The 18788-nt window shown below is 60.1% G+C and carries 17 protein-coding genes; 14 read left to right on the top strand and 3 right to left on the bottom strand.

Annotated features, from left to right (window positions below):
- Positions 1 to 24: 24 nt before the first annotated feature.
- Positions 25 to 927 (bottom strand): LysR substrate-binding domain-containing protein, encoded by a 903-nt coding sequence (locus AC13C8_RS16135; RefSeq protein WP_091429642.1) that lies wholly within the window; start codon positions 925 to 927, stop codon positions 25 to 27.
- A gap of 242 nt (positions 928 to 1169) precedes the next feature.
- Here AC13C8_RS16135 and ugpB point away from each other — a divergent pair, with 242 nt between their 5' ends.
- The 4 genes from ugpB to ugpC are packed head-to-tail and all read left to right on the top strand — an operon-like array spanning position 1170 to position 5293.
- A complete protein-coding gene (gene ugpB, locus AC13C8_RS16130; RefSeq protein ID WP_482848637.1) occupies positions 1170 to 2438 on the top strand; it encodes a sn-glycerol-3-phosphate ABC transporter substrate-binding protein UgpB in 1269 nt (422 codons plus the stop codon).
- Between the two features lie 57 nt (positions 2439 to 2495).
- Positions 2496 to 3377 (top strand): sn-glycerol-3-phosphate ABC transporter permease UgpA, encoded by an 882-nt coding sequence (gene ugpA, locus AC13C8_RS16125; protein WP_091432181.1) that lies wholly within the window; start codon positions 2496 to 2498, stop codon positions 3375 to 3377.
- Between the two features lie 20 nt (positions 3378 to 3397).
- Positions 3398 to 4234: a sn-glycerol-3-phosphate ABC transporter permease UgpE gene (ugpE, locus tag AC13C8_RS16120; RefSeq protein ID WP_091432182.1), complete on the top strand. Its 837-nt coding sequence runs from the start codon at positions 3398 to 3400 to the stop codon at positions 4232 to 4234.
- Between the two features lie 3 nt (positions 4235 to 4237).
- Positions 4238 to 5293: a sn-glycerol-3-phosphate ABC transporter ATP-binding protein UgpC gene (gene ugpC / locus AC13C8_RS16115; protein ID WP_482848312.1), complete on the top strand. Its 1056-nt coding sequence runs from the start codon at positions 4238 to 4240 to the stop codon at positions 5291 to 5293.
- Between the two features lie 4 nt (positions 5294 to 5297).
- On the opposite strand, the gene AC13C8_RS16110 is transcribed toward ugpC, so the two are convergent.
- Both AC13C8_RS16110 and AC13C8_RS16105 read right to left on the bottom strand, forming a co-directional pair.
- Positions 5298 to 6974, bottom strand: coding sequence for a beta-N-acetylhexosaminidase (locus tag AC13C8_RS16110; RefSeq protein ID WP_482848310.1), 1677 nt, complete (start codon positions 6972 to 6974; stop codon positions 5298 to 5300).
- A 103-nt stretch (positions 6975 to 7077) separates the two neighbouring features.
- On the bottom strand, positions 7078 to 7833 hold the full coding sequence (locus AC13C8_RS16105; protein ID WP_482848309.1) for a GntR family transcriptional regulator: 756 nt from the start codon (positions 7831 to 7833) through the stop codon (positions 7078 to 7080).
- Positions 7834 to 8054: 221 nt separating this feature from the next.
- On the opposite strand from AC13C8_RS16105, the gene AC13C8_RS16100 reads away from it, so the two are divergent.
- The 10 genes from AC13C8_RS16100 to nagA all read left to right on the top strand — a co-directional run bounded on the left by AC13C8_RS16100 (position 8055) and on the right by nagA (position 18697).
- Positions 8055 to 8987 (top strand): carbohydrate ABC transporter permease, encoded by a 933-nt coding sequence (locus AC13C8_RS16100; RefSeq protein ID WP_091429652.1) that lies wholly within the window; start codon positions 8055 to 8057, stop codon positions 8985 to 8987.
- A complete protein-coding gene (locus AC13C8_RS16095) occupies positions 8988 to 9830 on the top strand; it encodes a carbohydrate ABC transporter permease (RefSeq protein ID WP_091429653.1) in 843 nt (280 codons plus the stop codon).
- Between the two features lie 22 nt (positions 9831 to 9852).
- Positions 9853 to 11058, top strand: coding sequence for an ABC transporter substrate-binding protein (locus AC13C8_RS16090; protein WP_091429655.1), 1206 nt, complete (start codon positions 9853 to 9855; stop codon positions 11056 to 11058).
- 77 nt (positions 11059 to 11135) lie between these two features.
- Complete coding sequence (locus AC13C8_RS16085) at positions 11136 to 12236, top strand: ABC transporter ATP-binding protein (protein ID WP_091429656.1); 1101 nt, start codon at positions 11136 to 11138, stop codon at positions 12234 to 12236.
- Entirely contained in the window at positions 12233 to 13369 is a 1137-nt protein-coding gene (locus tag AC13C8_RS16080) for a Gfo/Idh/MocA family protein (protein ID WP_482848307.1), read from the top strand. The genes AC13C8_RS16085 and AC13C8_RS16080 overlap by 4 nt, the downstream gene beginning before the upstream one ends.
- A complete protein-coding gene (locus AC13C8_RS16075; protein WP_482848306.1) occupies positions 13366 to 14370 on the top strand; it encodes an SIS domain-containing protein in 1005 nt (334 codons plus the stop codon). Before AC13C8_RS16080 ends, AC13C8_RS16075 begins: the two co-directional genes overlap by 4 nt.
- A complete protein-coding gene (locus AC13C8_RS16070; protein ID WP_482848305.1) occupies positions 14367 to 15419 on the top strand; it encodes an SIS domain-containing protein in 1053 nt (350 codons plus the stop codon). Before AC13C8_RS16075 ends, AC13C8_RS16070 begins: the two co-directional genes overlap by 4 nt.
- Positions 15416 to 16327: an ROK family protein gene (locus AC13C8_RS16065; RefSeq protein WP_091429679.1), complete on the top strand. Its 912-nt coding sequence runs from the start codon at positions 15416 to 15418 to the stop codon at positions 16325 to 16327. The genes AC13C8_RS16070 and AC13C8_RS16065 overlap by 4 nt, the downstream gene beginning before the upstream one ends.
- Entirely contained in the window at positions 16320 to 17561 is a 1242-nt protein-coding gene (locus AC13C8_RS16060; protein ID WP_482848303.1) for a class II D-tagatose-bisphosphate aldolase non-catalytic subunit, read from the top strand. Before AC13C8_RS16065 ends, AC13C8_RS16060 begins: the two co-directional genes overlap by 8 nt.
- Positions 17558 to 18697 (top strand): N-acetylglucosamine-6-phosphate deacetylase, encoded by a 1140-nt coding sequence (gene nagA / locus AC13C8_RS16055; RefSeq protein ID WP_482848301.1) that lies wholly within the window; start codon positions 17558 to 17560, stop codon positions 18695 to 18697. Before AC13C8_RS16060 ends, nagA begins: the two co-directional genes overlap by 4 nt.
- Positions 18698 to 18788 lie beyond the last annotated feature (91 nt).

Raw genomic sequence — 18788 nt, 5'->3', positions numbered from 1 at the left:
GCTGATCGCGTGGGGCCGTCCGGATCAGCGCATTTTGTAGGGCGCAAGACTGGCCGAGAAGACCTCGATAAACTCAAGCGAGATCATTGAGGGCTGTTTCAGCGTCGGACGCACCAGCGATAACCGATGCGGAATGGCGGGCGTGAAAGGGCGATGATCCAGGCCCTGACCCACATATTTTGCCGCATCCAACGCGCTGACAACCGAGACACCGATCCCTTGGCAAACCATCTCGCAGGCGGCGGTGAACTGTCGCGATTCCACCAGTGAATTTATGGTGGTGTTGGCTTTCTGAAAGGCTTCGTTCAGATCGCGAAAAAATGTGCTGTCTCGGCGTGTGTGGATCAGGTTTTCATCGGCCAGATCGCTTGGGCCGATCTGTTTGAGTGCTGCCAGTCGGTGCCCTGTCGGAAATACGCAGACGGTGCGGATGTCGATATTTTCACTTTCGACGGCGGGATGTCCTTCGAACCCGTCAGTGATGCCGAAATCATACTGTTCACCCACCATCCATTCCAGAATGCGTTCAGGGCGGTCCGGTTCCAGCGTGACGCTGACACCGGGGCGGTCGCGCAGGAATGCCGCCACGACGCCGGGCAGGTGGCTGGTCGCAAAACCGGGCAGGCAGGCAATGCGCAGATGCCCGGCCTTCTTTTCGGTGATGTTCTGGCTGGCTTCCGAGATTTGGTGCATCATTTCAAGCACCCGCCGGATGTCGGGCAGCAGAAACCGGACTTCCTGGGTCGGCACCAGTCGCCCGTCACGACGATTGAACAGGTCGAAGCCCAGAACCTCGCGCAGATCGGACAGAAGGCGACTCACCGCAGGTTGGCTGATGCCCAGTTCCAGCGCGCCGCGTGTCATGGAACCGTGATGTGTGACCGCCATAAGGGCCTCTAACTGGCGCAGGCGCAGCGAATGTGACATGCGATCTTCCTTCCGGGACAGGGGCAGCGTAGCAGTATAATGCTGTGTTATAAAACTGTTACATCAAATATTCTTGCATTATGCCATGTGGGATGTAACCCTTTTGCCAGACACGCGGTTCGGGTCGGGCAACTCGGCTGATCTGACTGCGTGCCACACCTGGGAAACGCACCGCAGCTGGTGCAAGGGAGGATGAAGTGAAAAAGCTCGTGTTTGGCGCAATTGCTGCCGCAACCACCGCGATGTCCCCAATCGGGGCCTCCGCGCAAACCGAAATTCAATTCTGGCACGCCTTTACCGGACGTCTTGGCGAGCTTGTGGCCGCGCAGGTCGAGGAGTTCAACGCAAGCCAGAGCGATTACAAAGTCGTCGCCAGCCACAAAGGTAACTATTCCGAGACGTTGAATGCCGGCATCGCGGCGTTCCGCGCTGGTGAACAACCTCATGTTCTGATGGTGTTCGAGGTTGGCACGGCGACCATGATGGCCGCCGAGGGCGCCATCAAGCCAGTCTATGAAGTAATGGCCGAAAGCGGGGCCGAATTTGACCCCGACGCCTATATCGGTGCTGTGAAAGGTTACTACACCACCACTGACGGTCAGATGCTATCGTTGCCGTTCAACTCGTCAACGCCCGTTCTGTGGGTGAACCGTGACGCGATGGAAGCGGCTGGTGTGGACCCTGACACAGACCTGTCCACGTGGCAAAACGTGGATTCGGTGCTTGAGCAACTTAAAGCGGGCGGTGAAGATTGCCCGCTGGTTACGGCTTGGCAAAGCTGGATCCATCTTGAAAACTTCTCGGCCTATCACGACGTGCCGTTTGCGACCAAGGATAACGGTTTCGCCGGGCTGGACACCGAGCTTGCGCTGAACGGCGAAGCTCAGGTGGCGCATCTGGCGAAGATGGGCGAATGGGCCAAGGATGGAGAGTTCATCTATACCGGTCGCCGCAACGAAGGCGGTGCAAACTTCCGCGCCGGTGAGTGCGCATTGTTCACCGAAAGCTCGGCCGGTTACGCAGGCATCAAGGCCGAGGCAGAGTTTGCCTTCGACGTGCGTCCGCTGCCCTATTGGGAAGGTGTCGGAAATGCACCGCAGAACACCATCATCGGTGGTGCATCGCTTTGGGTCATGGAGGGCCACGAAGCCGAGGAATACAAGGGCGTGGGTGAATTCCTGTCCTTCCTGTCCTCGACCCCGGTTCAGGCAAAATGGCACCAGGATACCGGTTATCTGCCGATCACGGTTGCCGCTGGCGAAGCCACGAAAGAAGCTGGGTTCTATGAAGAAAACCCCGGCACCGATGTGGCCGTCAAACAGATGACAGCCAACCAGCCGACCGCCAATTCCAAAGGCATCCGTCTGGGATCGTTTGACCAGATCCGCGGCATCATCGACGAAGAGCTGGAAGGCATCTGGGCCGGTGACAAGACCGCGCAAGAGGCGATGGACAGTGCCAAGGAACGCGGCGACGCGCTGCTGCGCCGGTTCGAGCAAGCCAATATGTAAACCACGCATCAAAAGGGCGGGCCATCACGGCCCGTCTTTTCCGTTCCGGGGGATATGATGGAAAAACGCGTCACCTTTCGCGGCTGGCTTTTGCCCCTGTGCCTGATTGCGCCGCAGGTCATCATCTCGGCGGTGTTTTTCTTTTATCCGGCGGGGCAGGCAATCTGGCAGTCGCTGTTCATACCCGACCCGTTCGGGCTGTCGATGCAATATGTGGGTCTGGGCAATTTCGAATACCTGCTGTCGGACAGGTTTTATCGCGCGTCGTTTGTGACGACGGGAATATTCTCGATCCTTGTGACCCTCGCCTCGATGATCCCGGCGTTGTTTCTGGCGGTGCTAGCGGATCGGTTGATCAAAGGGTCGGGCGTCTATCGCACGCTTCTGATCTGGCCCTACGCGGTCGCGCCTGCCGTGGCCGGTGTGCTGTGGCTCTTTATGTTCAACACCCGCGTGGGCGTCGTGTCTTGGTATCTGGGGCAGTTGGGATATGACTGGAACCATGTGCTGAATGGCAGCGAGGCGATGGGGCTGGTCGTCGTCGCCTCGGCCTGGGGGCGGATAAGTTATAACTTCCTGTTTTTCTTTGCCGCCCTGCAAGCCGTGCCCCGTTCGGTGATTGAAGCCGCAGCGATTGACGGCGCCCGTTTCTGGCGGCGCTTTTTCACCATCGTCTTGCCGCTTCTGTCGCCCACCACGTTTTTCCTCTTGGTGGTCAACGTGGTCTATTCCTTTTTCGAGACGTTCGGCGTGATCCACACCATCACCTCGGGTGGGCCGCAGCAATCGACGACGATCCTTGTCTATAAAGTCTTTTCGGACGGGTTCGTCGGCCAGGATCTCGGGTCAAGCTCGGCGCAGTCGGTGATCCTTCTGATCGTGGTCGGGCTGCTGACCGTGCTTCAGTTCAAGTTCGTCGAAAAAAGGGTGCATTACTGATGGCCCGCGACATACATGGCATGGTCGAAAAACGCGGGGTGGGGCTGTGGCTGACCCATCTGTTGATGATACTTGGCGTGCTGGTCATCTTCTTCCCGATCTGGCTGGCCTTCGTCGCTTCGACCGTCTCGCAACCCGAAATCGTGCGCCCCCCCATGCCGCTTTGGCCCGGCGATCAGTTCTTTGAAAACTACAAGGCGGCGCTGTTGTCGGGCGTGAATGTGCCGGTCGCGACGATGCTGTTCAACTCGCTGGTCATGGCCGTTGGGATCGCCGTGGGCAAGATCGTGATCTCGCTTCTGTCCGCCTTCGCCATCGTCTATTTTCGCTTTCCCGGCCGAACGTTCTTTTTCTGGATGATCTTCCTGACCCTGATGCTGCCGGTCGAGGTGCGGATCGTGCCGACCTACGAGGTCGTGGCGGGGTTCGGGATGCTGAACAGCTATTCCGGGCTGATCTTCCCGCTGATTGCGTCGGCCACGGCGACCTTCCTGTTTCGCCAGTTTTTCCTGACCATCCCCGATGAACTGGCCGAGGCCGCGCGCGTCGACGGTGCCCGCCCGATGCGGTTTTTCTGGGACATCGTCGTGCCGATGAGCCGCACGAATGTGGCTGCCCTGTTCGTGATCCTGTTCATCTATGGCTGGAACCAATACCTTTGGCCGCTGCTGATCACCACCGACCCGGAAATGAACACCATCGTCATGGGCATCAAGCAGATGTTCCCATCAGGCGATGATGTGGCGGATTGGCCGGTGATCATGGCGACCTCGATCCTTGCGATGGTCCCGCCGGTGATTGTCGTTGTGTCGATGCAGAAACTGTTCATCCGCGGCCTAGTAGATAGCGAGAAGTGATCCATGGCGACTGTCACGCTGAAAGATATCAAGAAAAGTTTCGGGTCCACCGATGTGATCCACGGCATCAGTGCGGAAATCGCCGATGGCGAGTTCATCGTGATTGTCGGCCCGTCGGGTTGTGGCAAGTCCACGCTGTTGCGCATGGTGGCGGGGCTTGAGACGGTCACCTCCGGCGAGGTGTTGATCGGGGGCGAACGCGCCAACGAGAAAGAGCCGATGGACCGCGATATCGCGATGGTGTTTCAAAACTACGCGCTTTATCCGCATATGTCGGTGGCGCAGAATATGGGCTATGGGCTGAAGATCGCCGGGCTGCCGAAGGACGAGATTTCGCGTAAGGTGCGTGAGGCGGCCGAGTTGTTGCAGCTAGAGGCGCTGCTGGATCGTCGCCCCAAGCAATTGTCAGGCGGTCAGCGTCAACGTGTGGCCATGGGCCGCGCCATTGTCCGCGAACCGGCTGTGTTCCTGTTTGACGAGCCGCTGTCGAACCTCGACGCCAAACTGCGCGTCCAGATGCGGTTGGAGATCAAGGAGCTGCAATCCAAGCTGGGCATCACTGCGCTTTACGTGACCCATGATCAGGTCGAGGCGATGACCATGGCCGATCGGATGATTGTCATGAATGGTGGAGTGGCTGAACAGATCGGCACCCCGCTTGAGGTTTATGAAACGCCCCGAACGCTGTTCGCCGCGCAGTTTATCGGCAGTCCTGCGATGAACATTCTGGACGCAGAAGTGGTGCGCGGTGGGGTGCGGCTGGGCGATGCCATTGTTGTCAAGACCGACCATCAGGATGGTGCCGTGAAACTCGGCATCCGCCCCGAACACCTTGCGCCGGATGACAACGGCCCGCTTGCGCTGGCGGTACAATTGTCCGAGCCGCTGGGGGCCAACACTTTACTGCATGGTCATCTTGAAGGCACAGGGGTCGCGTTTACCGCAAGCCTTCCCGGCGTGCATTTGACTCAAAACAAGGGGCAGGTGATGCGCCTGTCGGTTTTGCCCGACCATGCGCATCTGTTCGACCCCAAGACCCAGCTTCGGATCGACATATAGGGCGTCACAATGACGTTTCGACCGGCCAGATTGCGCGATAGCTGACGGCAAGGCGCGCCAGGTCATCGGCATGTATGTCATTGATCTGCCATGCCTTAACGGCCACGCCCAGTATCCGAGGCATCAACATCGGCCAGATCTGATTGTCCTCGGTGGTGAATTCGGACCAGAACGTGCCCTGCACGCCGATGATCTTGTCGGCCAACGCCGGATCGGGGACGGGATCCCAGTCGATCGTGTCGGCCAACGAGATGAAGGCGGCCCAACTGGCCCCCCAATCGTCGGGGTCAGCACTGTGCGCCATGTCCAGATAGACATGTTGGGCGGGCGTCATCACCACGTCATAGCCGGCCCGCGCCGCCTCCAGCCCCGGCCCTTGCCCGGTCCAGCTGAACAGGATGGCGCCATGCCCGATGCCGCCGTTCGACCCCTGCGCGGCTTCCTCCCACGCGGCGGGGCGCTGGCCGTTTCGCGCAACGATCCCTGCCAGTTCGGCGATGGTCCAGCCTTGCAGGTCTTGCGTTGTTTCTAACCCTTCTTCTGCCATAAGCGCGCGCGCTTTGGGGGACCCCATCCAGGTGTCTTTGGGCAGTTCATCGCAACCCAGATGCAGATGGCCGAACGGAAAAAGATCGCCAACTTCCTTCGCGATAGCCTTCAACACCTCCCACGTTTTGGGCATGGCAGGGTTCACGCAATTGCCCTGATACCCCTGAACCGAAGTCTCTGGCCCGTTGTCCCCCGGATCACGTGTGTCGGGAAAGACCTGCGTGATGGCGATGGCATGGGCGGGGGCTTCGATTTCCGGCATCACCTCGATATTCAGCGCCGCAGCATGGGCGATGATCGCGCGAGTTGTGTCCTTGGAATAGCTGCCGCCGGCTTCGATCGCTCCTGCGAACAGGGCAGGCAACAGATGGCCTTCACCACAGATTTCGGTCTTGCGCCAAAGCTCTGGATAGCTGTCGATTTGCAGCCGAAACGCCTCGTCATCCGCGAAATGCCAATGGAAGCGGTTCAGCTTCAACAGCGCCATCAGGTCCAGAAGATCCAGAATGGTTCTCGGCTGGTAATAGTGTCGGGCCGTGTCCAGATGCTGCCCGCGCCAGCCGAATCGGGGGGCGTCCGTGATCACACCACAGCGAAGCGGCCCGGCCTGCATCAGCGTTAGCAGTGTGATCCCGGCATAAAACCGGCCGCCATAGCTGCCCGCAGTGATGTGAATGGAGTTTGGCGTGATCTCCAGCTGATAGGCGTCCAAGTCCATGTCAGCGGTCGCGATCTTGACGGGGAAACGCCCGTCGAAACGCCACCCCCGTCGCGTGGCCAGATCGGCAACGGCATTCAGCGCCTTGTCGGCATACTGCACGCCGGTCACAACGACCGTTCCGCCGCTTGGAGCCCAGTTCTGCGGTTGCGGCACAAGGGGCAAGCCGTCAAAGGGGCCAAGGTCGGGCAGGGCGGGCGGCACGCAGCCCAAGGGCTGATAGGGCAGGTCGATCACCTCGTCCCGCGTGCGCAGATAGGGGCCGAGTGGCAACCATGCCCGGTTCGTCGCCCTGTGCCCATGGGTGTATTCCACCACCACGTCATGCGGTTGCCCGGCTTTCAGATCGGGTAGAGCAACCTCGGTGAAACTTCCCTTGCCGCGCAGCCGTTCACCGCCTTCTGTGGCTGTCATCGGCGACATGCCGGAAAAACAGAAGATCGGGGCCGAAAGGTCCCGATCCGAAGTGATGGTGCAGATTATTTTTGTGCCGTCGAGGCGACAGGCGTAATCCATGTCAATCCAATCTCAGTTCAGACACAAAGTCATAGATATCATAGCGATAAAGGCCGCTTGTAAACTCGATCGGGCGACCGGTGCCCAGGTATCCTGTGCGTTCGATTTTCAGGACGGCAGCACCTTCGGGCAGGCGGAACATCTGCGCGTCCGTGGTGGTCAGGTTGGTTGCCGTGACCCGCTGAATGGCGCGGGTGGGCGCCTGGCCCGTCTTGCGCAACAAAGCATATAGCGACACGTCGATCTGTTCGGGATGGGGCAGGATATCTCCTGGCAAGGACGAGCGTTCCAGAGCCATTGGTGTCCCGCTGGCACTGCGCAACCGGTCGATGCGGGCCACCCGGTCGCTGGCGGACAGACCCAGCGACATCATTTCTTGGCTGGTGGGGCGGAACAGTCCCAGCGACAGGGTTTCGCTGGTCGAGGTCATACCACGCGCCTGCATGTTCTCGGTAAACGACACGAGCGAGGACAGCGACTGCTCTAACTTGGGCGCGGCGGCGCGGACGAACGATCCGGCACCCTGCCGCTGCTCGATCAACCCGTCCTCGACCAGTTTCGCGATGGCCTTGCGGACGGTGACGCGGCTGACATCGGCGGCGTCGGCCAGATCCCGTTCCGGCGGCAATTGATCGTCCGGGGCCAGATCGCCTGACTGGATCGCGGCACGGATATGGCGGTGCAATTGCAGGTAACGCGGGCCACGGCCCTGTTGAAACCATGCGGTTGGAGAGAGCCAGTGAAACGGCGCTTGCATGAGATTTCCACTCTGTTTGGTATGTAAAAGTAATACCAAAACAATCAGAATGGCAACAGACAATTCTTGCTATGCCCGGAAATACCACCGTAAAATATTGATTTTATGCAAGAACAGGCGTAATCGGAAAAGTTGGTATTATAATGGTAGTCAAAAAAGGTCTGTAATGATAAAAATTGGTATACGCTCCGATTCGCTTGGGGTGCCACTGGGGGAAATCAATGGCAGACGTGATGCACGCTGAAGGTTCTGCGGCCAGCAAACGGGCGCGTAAATCCATTTCTGAAAGCCTTTTCGCGTGGCTTCTTGTCGGGCCAGCCATGATCTTCATCGCGGTGATCGTCGCCTGGCCATTGGCCGAAACCATCCGGCTGTCCTTCATGGAAGCCGGATTGGGTGGTGAAAAATTTATCGGGTTGGCCAACTATGAAGACCTTGCCGGCAGCCGGAAGTTCCACCAGACCATCGTTCGCACCTTCTATTGGATGTTCCTGTCGGTCGCCTTGAAGCTTGTGCTTGGACTGATCGGCGCGACGCTTCTGAACGCAGCCATTCCGGGGCGGGCGCTGTTCCGGGTGCTGGTCATGCCGCCCTGGGTCATTCCGATCGCCATCGGCTGTATTGGCTGGCTGTGGCTCTACAACGGCTATTTCGGGGTGTTGTCTGGGGTGATGATGCGTCTTGGCATCACCGATGTGCCGTTCGAATTCCTCGCTCAGAAGCAATCGGCGTTCTATTCCGCCATTGCAACCGATGTCTGGGTCGGTGTCCCAATGGTCACGCTGTTCTTTCTGGCCGCCATGCAGGGCGTCAGCCGCGACCTGTACGAAGCTGCATGGGTCGACGGAGCAGGGCGCTGGTATCGCTTCCGCCGCATCACCATCCCGCAAATCATGCCGGTGATCGTGTCGATGTCGCTGCTGTCCGCCATCTTCACCTTCAACAGTTTCGAGATCATCTGGATCCTGACCGAAGGTGGCCCGCGTGGCGCGACAACGACTTTGATCGTGGACACCTACAAGACCGCCATCGGCAACTACAAGTTCGGAGAAGGGTCCGCCCGTGCCGTGATCATCGTGTTGCTGCTCGGCCTGTTCTCACTCGCCTATCTGTTCTTCCTGAACAAGGTGAACAAGAAATATGGAGTGAAGTAGATGATGGATCGCTACACAAAGCTGCAAATGGTCGGGATCTATGCCTGCCTCGCCGTTTTTCTGACCTTCATCCTCTTGCCGTTTTTCGAGATGTTCATGGCCTCACTGCGCCCGCTGGAGCACCTGTTCCGCAGCCCCTATCAGTTCTGGTCGGACGATTTCAGCTTCGATGCCTACAAGCAGATGTGGGTGACGGTGCCGTTGCTGGGCCGCTATATTTTCAACTCGATCTATATCTCGTTCATGGTGACGGGGCTGACGATGATCTTCGTGGTGCCGGCCGCCTATGCCTATGCCCGGTTGAAGTTTCCGTTCAAGAACCTGTCACTGGGCATCTTTCTGGGTGTCAACATGTTCACTGGCGCGGTGCTTTTGATCCCGCTTTACCGGGTGCTGCGCACGATGGGGCTTTTGAACACCTATTGGGCGATGATCGTGCCGGGCGTGGCGTTTTTGATCCCGACCGGCATCTGGCTGCTGCGCTCGTATCTTGAGAAGATCCCGCGCGAGCTTGAGGAGGCCGCCTTCGTGGACGGTGCCTCGCGCCTTTATACCCTGCGCCGCGTGGTGCTGCCGCTGGCGACACCGGGGCTGATCGTGGTCGGCGTGGCTGTCTTTATCGGTGCCTATGCACAGCAATTCCTGTTCGCAATCACTTTCAACCAGACCCGCGAGCTGCAACCGCTGCCCGCCGGTCTTTACGAATTCATCGGCTATCAGTCGGTGACCTGGAACGAGATGATGGCCGCGGCCCTGGTGGGGGTTCTGCCGGTCATGGTCATCTTCCTGTTCCTGCAAAAATATCTTGTCGCGGGTCTGACGGCCGGGGCGGTCAAGGAATAATCCAACCAAGGGAGAGACCAAAATGTATGTAACCAAACTGTCATTGGCAGCACTGCTGCTGTCAGGCTCGGCGATAAGCGCCGCGGCTCAGACAACTGAACTGCACTTCATCATGTGCGGCGGAGAGGTGCGGGAAGCGGATCAGAAAACCGTTGACGCATTCGAAGCGGCCAACGAAGGCGTGACCGTTAACCTGGAAGCCGTCCCATGGGGCACTTGTCAGGACAAGTCGCTCACGCTGGCCGCAGCGGGCGATCCGCCTTCGATTGCCTATATGGGGTCGCGCACTTTGCGTCAGATGGCCAACAATGACCTGATCGTTCCGGCCCAGATTTCCGCCGATACGCCGTATCAGGACGGTGTTCTGAACACCGTCACCATCGAAGGGCAAGCCTGGGGTTATCCGCACGCGTTCTCGACCAAGGCACTGTATATCAACTGCGGCATCATCGAGGAATCCGGCCAGGAATGCGTCGCGCCCAAAACCTGGGACGAGATGTATACCATGGCCAAAGGTGTGGTCGACAACACCGATGTCGCAGGTGTTGGCCTTGCCGGCAAGGACTTCGACAACACGATGCACCAGTTCCTGAACTATCTGTATTCGAACGGTGGTGTCGTGATTGACCCGGCGACCGGAGAAAACAAACTGGACAGTCAACAGACCCGTGAAACGCTGGAGTTTTACGGCAAGCTGGTCGACGTGGCACAGGAAGGCCCGACCGCGTGGGAACGCGATCAGTTGAAAGACCTGTTCAACGACGGCAAGATTGCGATGTATGTCCAAGGCCCATGGGGTTATGGTCAACATAACGAGGACATCAACCAACTGGTGGCCCCGGTGCCCGCAGGTCCGTCGGGTAAAAGCGGCACGATCCTGATCACCGACAGCATTGTAGTGTTCAAGGGCACGGGTCACGAAGACCTGGCCCATGAACTGGCACAGATGATCACTTCGGGCGACAGCCAGTATGATCTGGACAGCAGCTGGGGGCTGACGCCGATCCTTGACTATGCCGCACTGGGCAAGACGGATCTCTATTACGAATCCGGCATCTGGCCGAACTTCACCTCGACGATCTCGACAGGTGGCCCAGAGCCGCTGGTCGAAGACTTCAAATCGTTGCAGTCGGTGTTTACCAACATGGTTCAGGGCATCATCCTGAAGGATGACACCGTGGACAATCTGGTGACGATCGCCGGTGAAGAGCTGGACGAAGCGCTTTAAGCCAATCCTCCCTGGTTCGGGCGGCGCTTTGCCGTCGCCCGAACCACCTTTGACCTGAACAAAAGGATGCCCAGACCATGGCGACCCTCGATCTGAACGCGATCAGCAAATCCTTTGGCTCGGCCAAGGTGTTGCACGACATCAGCCTTGCGATTGAAGACAAGGAATTCGTTGTCTTTGTTGGCCCGTCAGGCTGCGGCAAATCCACCCTGCTGCGCATCATCGCCGGGCTGGAAGAAGCCACATCGGGCCAGATCATCATTGGCGGCGAGGATGTCAGCAATGCGCATCCCGTGGACCGCGGCATCTCGATGGTGTTCCAGTCCTATGCGCTTTATCCACATCTGAGCGTTTATGAAAACATCGCCTTCCCGCTGCGTGTTCAAAAGCTGGACGCCGCAGATCTGGACAGCCGCGTGCAAAAGGCCGCTGCGATCCTGCAACTGTCGGACAAGTTGCAGTTGAAGCCGGGCCAATTGTCGGGTGGCCAGCGCCAGCGGGTCGCCATTGGCCGCTCGATCGTGCGCAACCCCAAGGTGTTCCTGTTTGATGAACCCTTGTCGAACCTCGACGCTGCATTGCGTGGCGATATGCGGGTTGAGCTAAGCCAGTTGCACCGAGAGCTGGACGCGACCATGGTCTATGTGACCCACGACCAGGTCGAGGCAATGACCATGGCCGACCGGATCGTCGTGCTGAATGGCGGGCGGGTTGAACAATTTGGCTCTCCGATGGAGCTGTATCACCACCCCGCCACCAAGTTCGTGGCGTCTTTCATCGGCCAGCCCAACATGAATCTGATCCCGGCCCGCGTGGCGGGTGTTGACGCATCAGGCGTCATGGTCGAGATGGATGGCGGCCACCGCATGGCGCTGCCGGTCGCATCTGACACCGTCAGCAAGGGCGACAAGGTCGAGGTCGGCATTCGCCCCGAACATGTGAACATGGGCGACAGCGGTCTGGATATTTCGGTCAACGTGCTGGAACGTCTGGGCGGCACCTCGATCACTTATGGCACCATTGGCAATGGCACGCGGTTCTGTGCCGCCCTGCCGGGTGATGCGGCGATCGAAGAAGGCAGAAACCTGACCCTGAGTGTAGCCCCCGAAAACTGTCATGTCTTTGACGCCAATGGTGACGTGTTGCGCCGCCAGGCCGCACCGGAGATGGTTGCATGAAAGTTGTTACCGCCGGGATCGGCCTGCGCGCAGGCCATGTCCTTTCGATCCTGAAAGAGACCATGTCCGAGGTCGAGTTTGTTGGGTTCCATGACCCGCAGCCGGCCCATCTGGACATGATCGGCGCGGATGTGCCGCGCTTTGACGATGTGGCCGGAATGCTGGCTGATACCAAACCCGACCTGTTCTTTGTTGGTTCGCCCAATGTCTATCACCTTGAGCATATCAAGCTGGGGCTGGAAGCGGGCGTGCGGATATTCACCGAAAAACCGGTGGTGACGACGCGGGCGGACACATTCGAACTGGCGCGTCTTCTGGCCGAGTATGGGACCGATCAGGTGATGGTCGGGCTGGTGTTGCGCTATTCGCAGCATATGGTCGATCTGCGTGCGGTGCTGGATCGGCTTGGCCCCATTGCCTCGCTTGAGGCAAACGAACACATCCCGCCCTATCACGGCGCATTTTTCATGCGCGACTGGCGGCGTAAAAGCGCGCTGTCCGGCGGGTTCATGCTGGAAAAATGCTGCCACGATCTGGATATCTACAACATGGTCACCCGCTCACGGCCCATGCAGGTGGCGAGCTTTGGAGGCAAGAAATCCTTCCTTCCGGAGTTCGCCCCAACAACAAACACCGAGGTCGAGATTGCACAGCGCAAATCAAGCGTGTGGGACAGCGCCCCGGACCCCTACAACTCGGACGGCGACATCATCGACTTCCAGACGGCGATCCTGCGCTATGAAAGCGGGGCATCAATGGCGTTTCACACCAACCTGAATGCGCCCGACGATCACCGCCGGTTCTGCGTCTTCGGCGCGCTTGGCATGGCCGAGGGCGACTTTGTGCGCGGCTATCTGAAAGCGACGGCGCGCGACGGCTCGGTGATTGCCGACCATGACTACACGAAGATGGATCAGAAACACGCCTCGGCCCATTACGGGGCGGATCACATGATGGTTGCGGATATTGCCGATTTCCTGCGCGGCAAGTCAGACAGCCTGCCGGTTGGTGTCGTCGACGCGCTGGAGGCCGGTCTGGTCGCCATGGCGCTGGACGAGGCGCGGATCAATGGCGGTGTGGTCGATCTGCGAAGCACATGGGAAGAATTTGACAGCTATGGATTGCGCGCATGAGCATCGAGACAAAGACCCACGGTCATCTGATGGCCACGGAGAGCGCCGAGGCGATGGACGTGTTCTGCCGCGCGGCCACGCAATCGGTCGATGCGGGCAAGCTGGCGGATGCGAAAGCGATCTTTACCATCGCACGCGGATCGTCGGATGCGGCGGCGAATGTTCTGTCCTACGAGTTCATGCGCGAACTGTCGGTGCCTGTCACATCGTTGCCGCCCTCGGTGTTTTCACTGGGCAAGGGGGTATGCTTTGATGGATTCGGCGCGCTGGTGATCAGCCAATCGGGCGCCAGCGAAGACCTTGTGCGCGCCGCAAAGGGGGCTGGCATCAATGGAGCGAGCGTGATGGCGATCACCAACCAAACGGGCAGCGCAGTTGAGGCGGCGTCGGAAGCCACTGTCCCGATCGGGGCTGGGCCGGAACTGGCGGTGCCTGCCACCAAGACGGTGATAGGTTCGATCGGCGCAGGTATGGCGCTGTTGGGCGGGATCGTGCCGGATTACAAGGCGCGAACCGCGAAATCGGTCGCCGCATTGAAGGGCGTATCCACCAACCATCCGCGCGCCAAAGCACTCCAGTCAGCGTTGTTGCGGGCGCGCAATGTCTATGTGATCGGGCGTGATACCGGGTATGGCGCGGCGCATGAGGTTGCGTTGAAACTCAAGGAATGTTGTTCGCTTCACGCCGAGGCGTATTCGGCATCCGAGGTGTTGCATGGCCCACTGCAACTGGCGACCAATCCGTTGATGGTGTTGATCCTCGATACTGGGTCGGACCGCATTCAGGACAGTCTTGATCAGGCCGAGGTCCGGTTCAAGGGCGTAGGCTGTGATGTGCATCGCATTTCGCCCACCGACATCGACCTGTCCGATCTGGTGCCCGCCGCTGCCGCTGCGGTTCTTCTGGCGGTGATCTATCCGGTCATCCTGAACACGGCGCTCGCGTTGGGGCTGGACCCTGACACGCCTGAAACCCTTTCGAAAGTGACACAAACGACATGATCAAATCAGTGGAACACTGGGCGACATGGGCTGAAATTCATCGCCAACCCGAGATCTGGTCTGGGTGGGGCAAGGTGCTTGACGTGGACGGGTTGCGCGGCTGGATCGGCAGCCTTGGCCATGACGAGGTGTGGTTTTGCGGCGCAGGCACATCGGCCTATATCGGTGACATTATCGCGGCGGGGGTGCCAGGAATGCGCGCGGTGCCCAGCACCGATATCGTGGCCACACCGAAAGCCTTTTTGAACGGCGTGAAGCCGCTTGTGGTCAGCTTCGGGCGGTCAGGCAACAGCACCGAAAGCATCGGCACGCTGGATGCGCTGGACGCGTTGGCACCGGGTGCGGCACGTCTGCATATCACGTGCAACAAGGATGGCGCGCTGGCGACGCGCGGCTCGCACGGACCGCTCAAAGTGATCGTGTTGCCGGACGCCACCCATGATGCAGGCTTCGCGATGACCAGCAGCTTTTCGACCATGCTTCTGACTGCGCTGGCCCTGTTTGACGCGCCGTGTGACGTGCCTGCGCGCATGGACGCTCTGGCGGGGCAAATGGCGGCGTTGTTGCCCAAGCTTCGTGGCATGCCCTGTCCTGAACGTGCCGTCTATGTCGGTTCCGGCCCGTTGTCCTTTGCAGCCCGCGAGGCGGCGTTGAAGGTGATGGAGCTGTCTGCCGGTCAAATCCCGGCGCTTTGGGACAGCACATTGGGATTTCGCCACGGTCCGAAATCTTTTGTGACCGCCGACACTGCGGTCACTGTTTTCACCAGCCCCGATGCACCGACGCGTGACTATGACGCCGATCTGGTGGCCGAGTTGCGGGCACAGTTCCCGTCCGCGCGTGTCACCTCGGTCGGGCCGGGCGGCGATATCGACATTCCGATGCCCTTCGGCCCCACATGGGCGGCCCCGCTTTGTGTCGCTCTGGCGCAGGTGACAGGGGTTGAATGGGCGGGCGCGCTTGGGTTGAACGTGGACGATCCGTTTTCTGGCCAGGGCACACTCAGCCGCGTCGTGTCCGGGGTGAAGCTCTATCCGGTGGCGTCATGATCGCAACCGGCATTGACCTTGGCGGCACCAAGATCGAGGTGCAACTGTTCGGCGATGACTGGGCCGTTGCCCATCGCCATCGTGTTCCGACGCCTTCCGACTATGACGATCTGGTCACGGCAATTGCCGATCAGATCCGCTGGGCGGATGAGATTGCAGGCGGTGCCGTACCCGTGGGCGTCGGGGCCGCCGGGCTTTTGCACCCGGTGACAGGTCTTGCCCTGACCGCGAACCTTCCGGCATCGGGCAAGCCGTTCCAGCGCGACATCGAAACCGCGATCGGGCGACCGATTACCTATGTCAACGACTGCCGCGCCATGGCCTTGTCCGAGGCGGTGTTTGGTGTCGGGCAGGGGCAGCGCACGGTCGTTGCCCTGATCCTTGGCACCGGCATTGGCGGCGGCATCGCCGTGGACGGCACCATTTTGCAAGGTCCGACCATGACCGGTGGCGAGTTCGGGCATACTGCGGCCCCCGCGCATCTGGTTTCCAAATATAGCCTGCCGGTCGTGACCTGTGGTTGCGGTCGTCAGGGCTGCACCGAGACTTACATAGCCGGGCCGGGGATGCGGCGACTGGCCAAGGCGCTGACCGGCCAAGACATCGAACCACCCCAGATTGCCGCCCGTCGCACAGGCGATATGGCGCAGGTCTGGTCGGTCTGGTGCGAAATGACCGCCGAGCTTCTGCACACGCTGACCATGATGGTCGATCCCGACCTGATCGTTCTGGGCGGTGGGCTGAGCCGGATTGACGGTGTGGTCGATGGCCTGACCGCTGCCGCCCAGCGGGCGCAAATCGGCGATTTCGGCACCGCGAAACTGGTTCTGGCTCAGGGCGGCGACACCAGTGGCGCCCGTGGTGCGGCCTATGCGGCGTGGCAGGCGGAGGGTTCGCAAGATGGCTGATGTGCTGCGCGACACTATCGACCGCAACCGGGCGGGCAGGCGGGCGGCGATCCCGTCCGTGTGTTCGGCGCAACCGGATGTGCTGCGCGCCTCGCTGATGCGGGCACAGACCCTTGATCGCCCGGTGGTGATCGAGGCGACCAGCAATCAGGTCAACCAGGATGGCGGCTATACCGGGATCACCCCGGACCGGTTCATTGGATATGTTCACGGTATCGCCGACAAGGCAGGTGTGGATCGCGACCGCATCATTTTCGGCGGCGATCATCTTGGCCCACAAGCCTGGCGGTCGATGCCTGCCGAGGCCGCAATGGAGAAGGCCCGCGTCCTGGTGCGCGATTACGTCAAGGCCGGGTTTCGCAAGATCCATCTGGACTGCTCGGAAGGGTGCGCGGGCGAACCGATGCAGCTTGACGACGCGCAGACCGCCGCACGCTCTGCCGATCTGGCGCGGGTCTGTGTCGCGGCCTGCGATGGTGACGCCACAGGGCTGCTTTTTGTTGTCGGCACCGAAGTGCCCCCGCCAGGCGGTGCGCGGATGGATGAGGATGGGGATATCCCTCCCACAGACCCGGCGGCCGCCAAGGCCACGCTGGCCGCGCATGGCGACAGCTTTGGCGAACTGTCCTCGATGATCGGGGGGCTGGTCGTGCAACCGGGCGTCGAATTCAGCCCGACCGCCGTGCATCACATGCCGCTGGAGCGCGATCCCGGCCTGTTGGCTGCACTCAACGGCTGGCACGGTGTCTGTCTTGAAGCACATTCGACCGACTATCAGTATCCCGCCGTCTTTCCGCGTCTGGCCGAACTAGGCTTTGCCTTCCAGAAGATCGGACCGGCGCTGACCTTTGCCTATCGTCAGGCGCTCTATGCGCTGGATCAGATCAGCACTGCGCCCGGCGCGCTGCAATCTGTAATGGAGCAGGTGATGACCGAAAACCCCGGCTATTGGCAGGGGCATTACCACGGCGATGCCAAGGCGCTGTATCACCAGCGCCATTTCGGGCTGGCCGACCGCATCCGCTATTCCTGGCCCCATCCTGCCGCTCAGGCGGCGGTGGCGGGATTGCGCGGCGGGTTTGACTGCCCGATCCCGGACGCAGACCTGCACGGCGTTTTTCCCGACGAGGTGCTGACCCGCGCTGAGCACCTGACAGGCGATCAGGTGCAGCGACTAATAGACGCGCAGATACAACTTGCGCTCGATCCCTATTTCTTTGAAGAGGCGGCATGATAGATCACTGGATCACCCCCGACCGCCTGTTTGATGGCCGCGATTTGCACGATGGAAAAGCCGTGCTGATCCGGGACGCACGCGTGGTCGACATCGCCGACACCCCGCAGAAGGGTGTGCCTGTGAAGGGTTTGCTGACCCCCGGTTTCGTGGATTTGCAGGTCAATGGCGGGGGCGGGGTGCAGTTGAACTCTACCCCGACACCTGAGGGGATGCAGATCATCGCAGATGCTCATCGACGCTTCGGCACCGTCGCGCTTTTGCCCACTGTGATTACGGATCTGCCAGAGGTCCTGGACAGCGCCGCCGATGCGGTGATCGCGGCGCGGGGGCAGCCTGGGATCATCGGGCTGCATATCGAAGGGCCACATATCGCCATGGCGCGACGTGGCACCCACTCGCCCGATCTGGTGCGCCCACTGGACACGCGCACAATGAACACGGTGACACGGCTTCGCGAAGCAGATGTGTCTGTGATGATCACCCTGGCCCCGGAGGCCGCAACGCTGGACCAGATCGCGCAACTGGCGAGGTTGGGAGCCGTCGTCTCACTGGGTCACACAGATGCCACATCCGAGATGATGGCGGCCGCCTTCACCGCCGGTGCAAGCTGCGCCACCCACCTCTTCAATGCCATGTCACCGATGGTCGGGCGTGCGCCCGGCGCGGTCGGGGCGGTGATCAACTCCACCTGCTACAGCGGGATCATCTGCGATGGCCACCATGTGGCGGACGAGATGGTCGGGCTGGCCATCCGCGCGCGCCCCGTGCCGGACCGGATGTTTCTGGTGTCAGACGCGATGGCAACCGTTGGCGGGCCTGAGCATTTTGACCTGTATGGGGAACATATCGCGCTGAAGGAAGGCCGTCTGATCAATGCCGAGGGCAGCTTGGCTGGGGCGCATGTCACGCAGGCCGAAGGGATCAAGCGGTTGGTGGATTGCACCGGCACGTCGCTGACGCAGGCGTTGCGGATGGCGACGTCGATCCCTGCCGATTGTATTGGGCAGCCGGAAATCGGGCGGTTGCAGGGTCGGTCGGTCGACGATGTGATCTTGCTGAACGATGATCTGCTGCTGACAGGCACATTGACGGCGGCAATTGGTGATCTGGATCGCGTCACAGCCGCTGGCTGACAGCGTTGTTTTGCGCAACAATACCCTGAAATCCCTGGGTTTGGGTGTGTTTCGGAAAAAATAGTTCTGCCGAAAGTGATCTGCGTCGCAC

The sequence above is a fragment of the Aliiroseovarius sp. B-4 genome (assembly GCF_056857795.1).
This window is presented reverse-complemented; position numbering and strand designations above follow the sequence as displayed.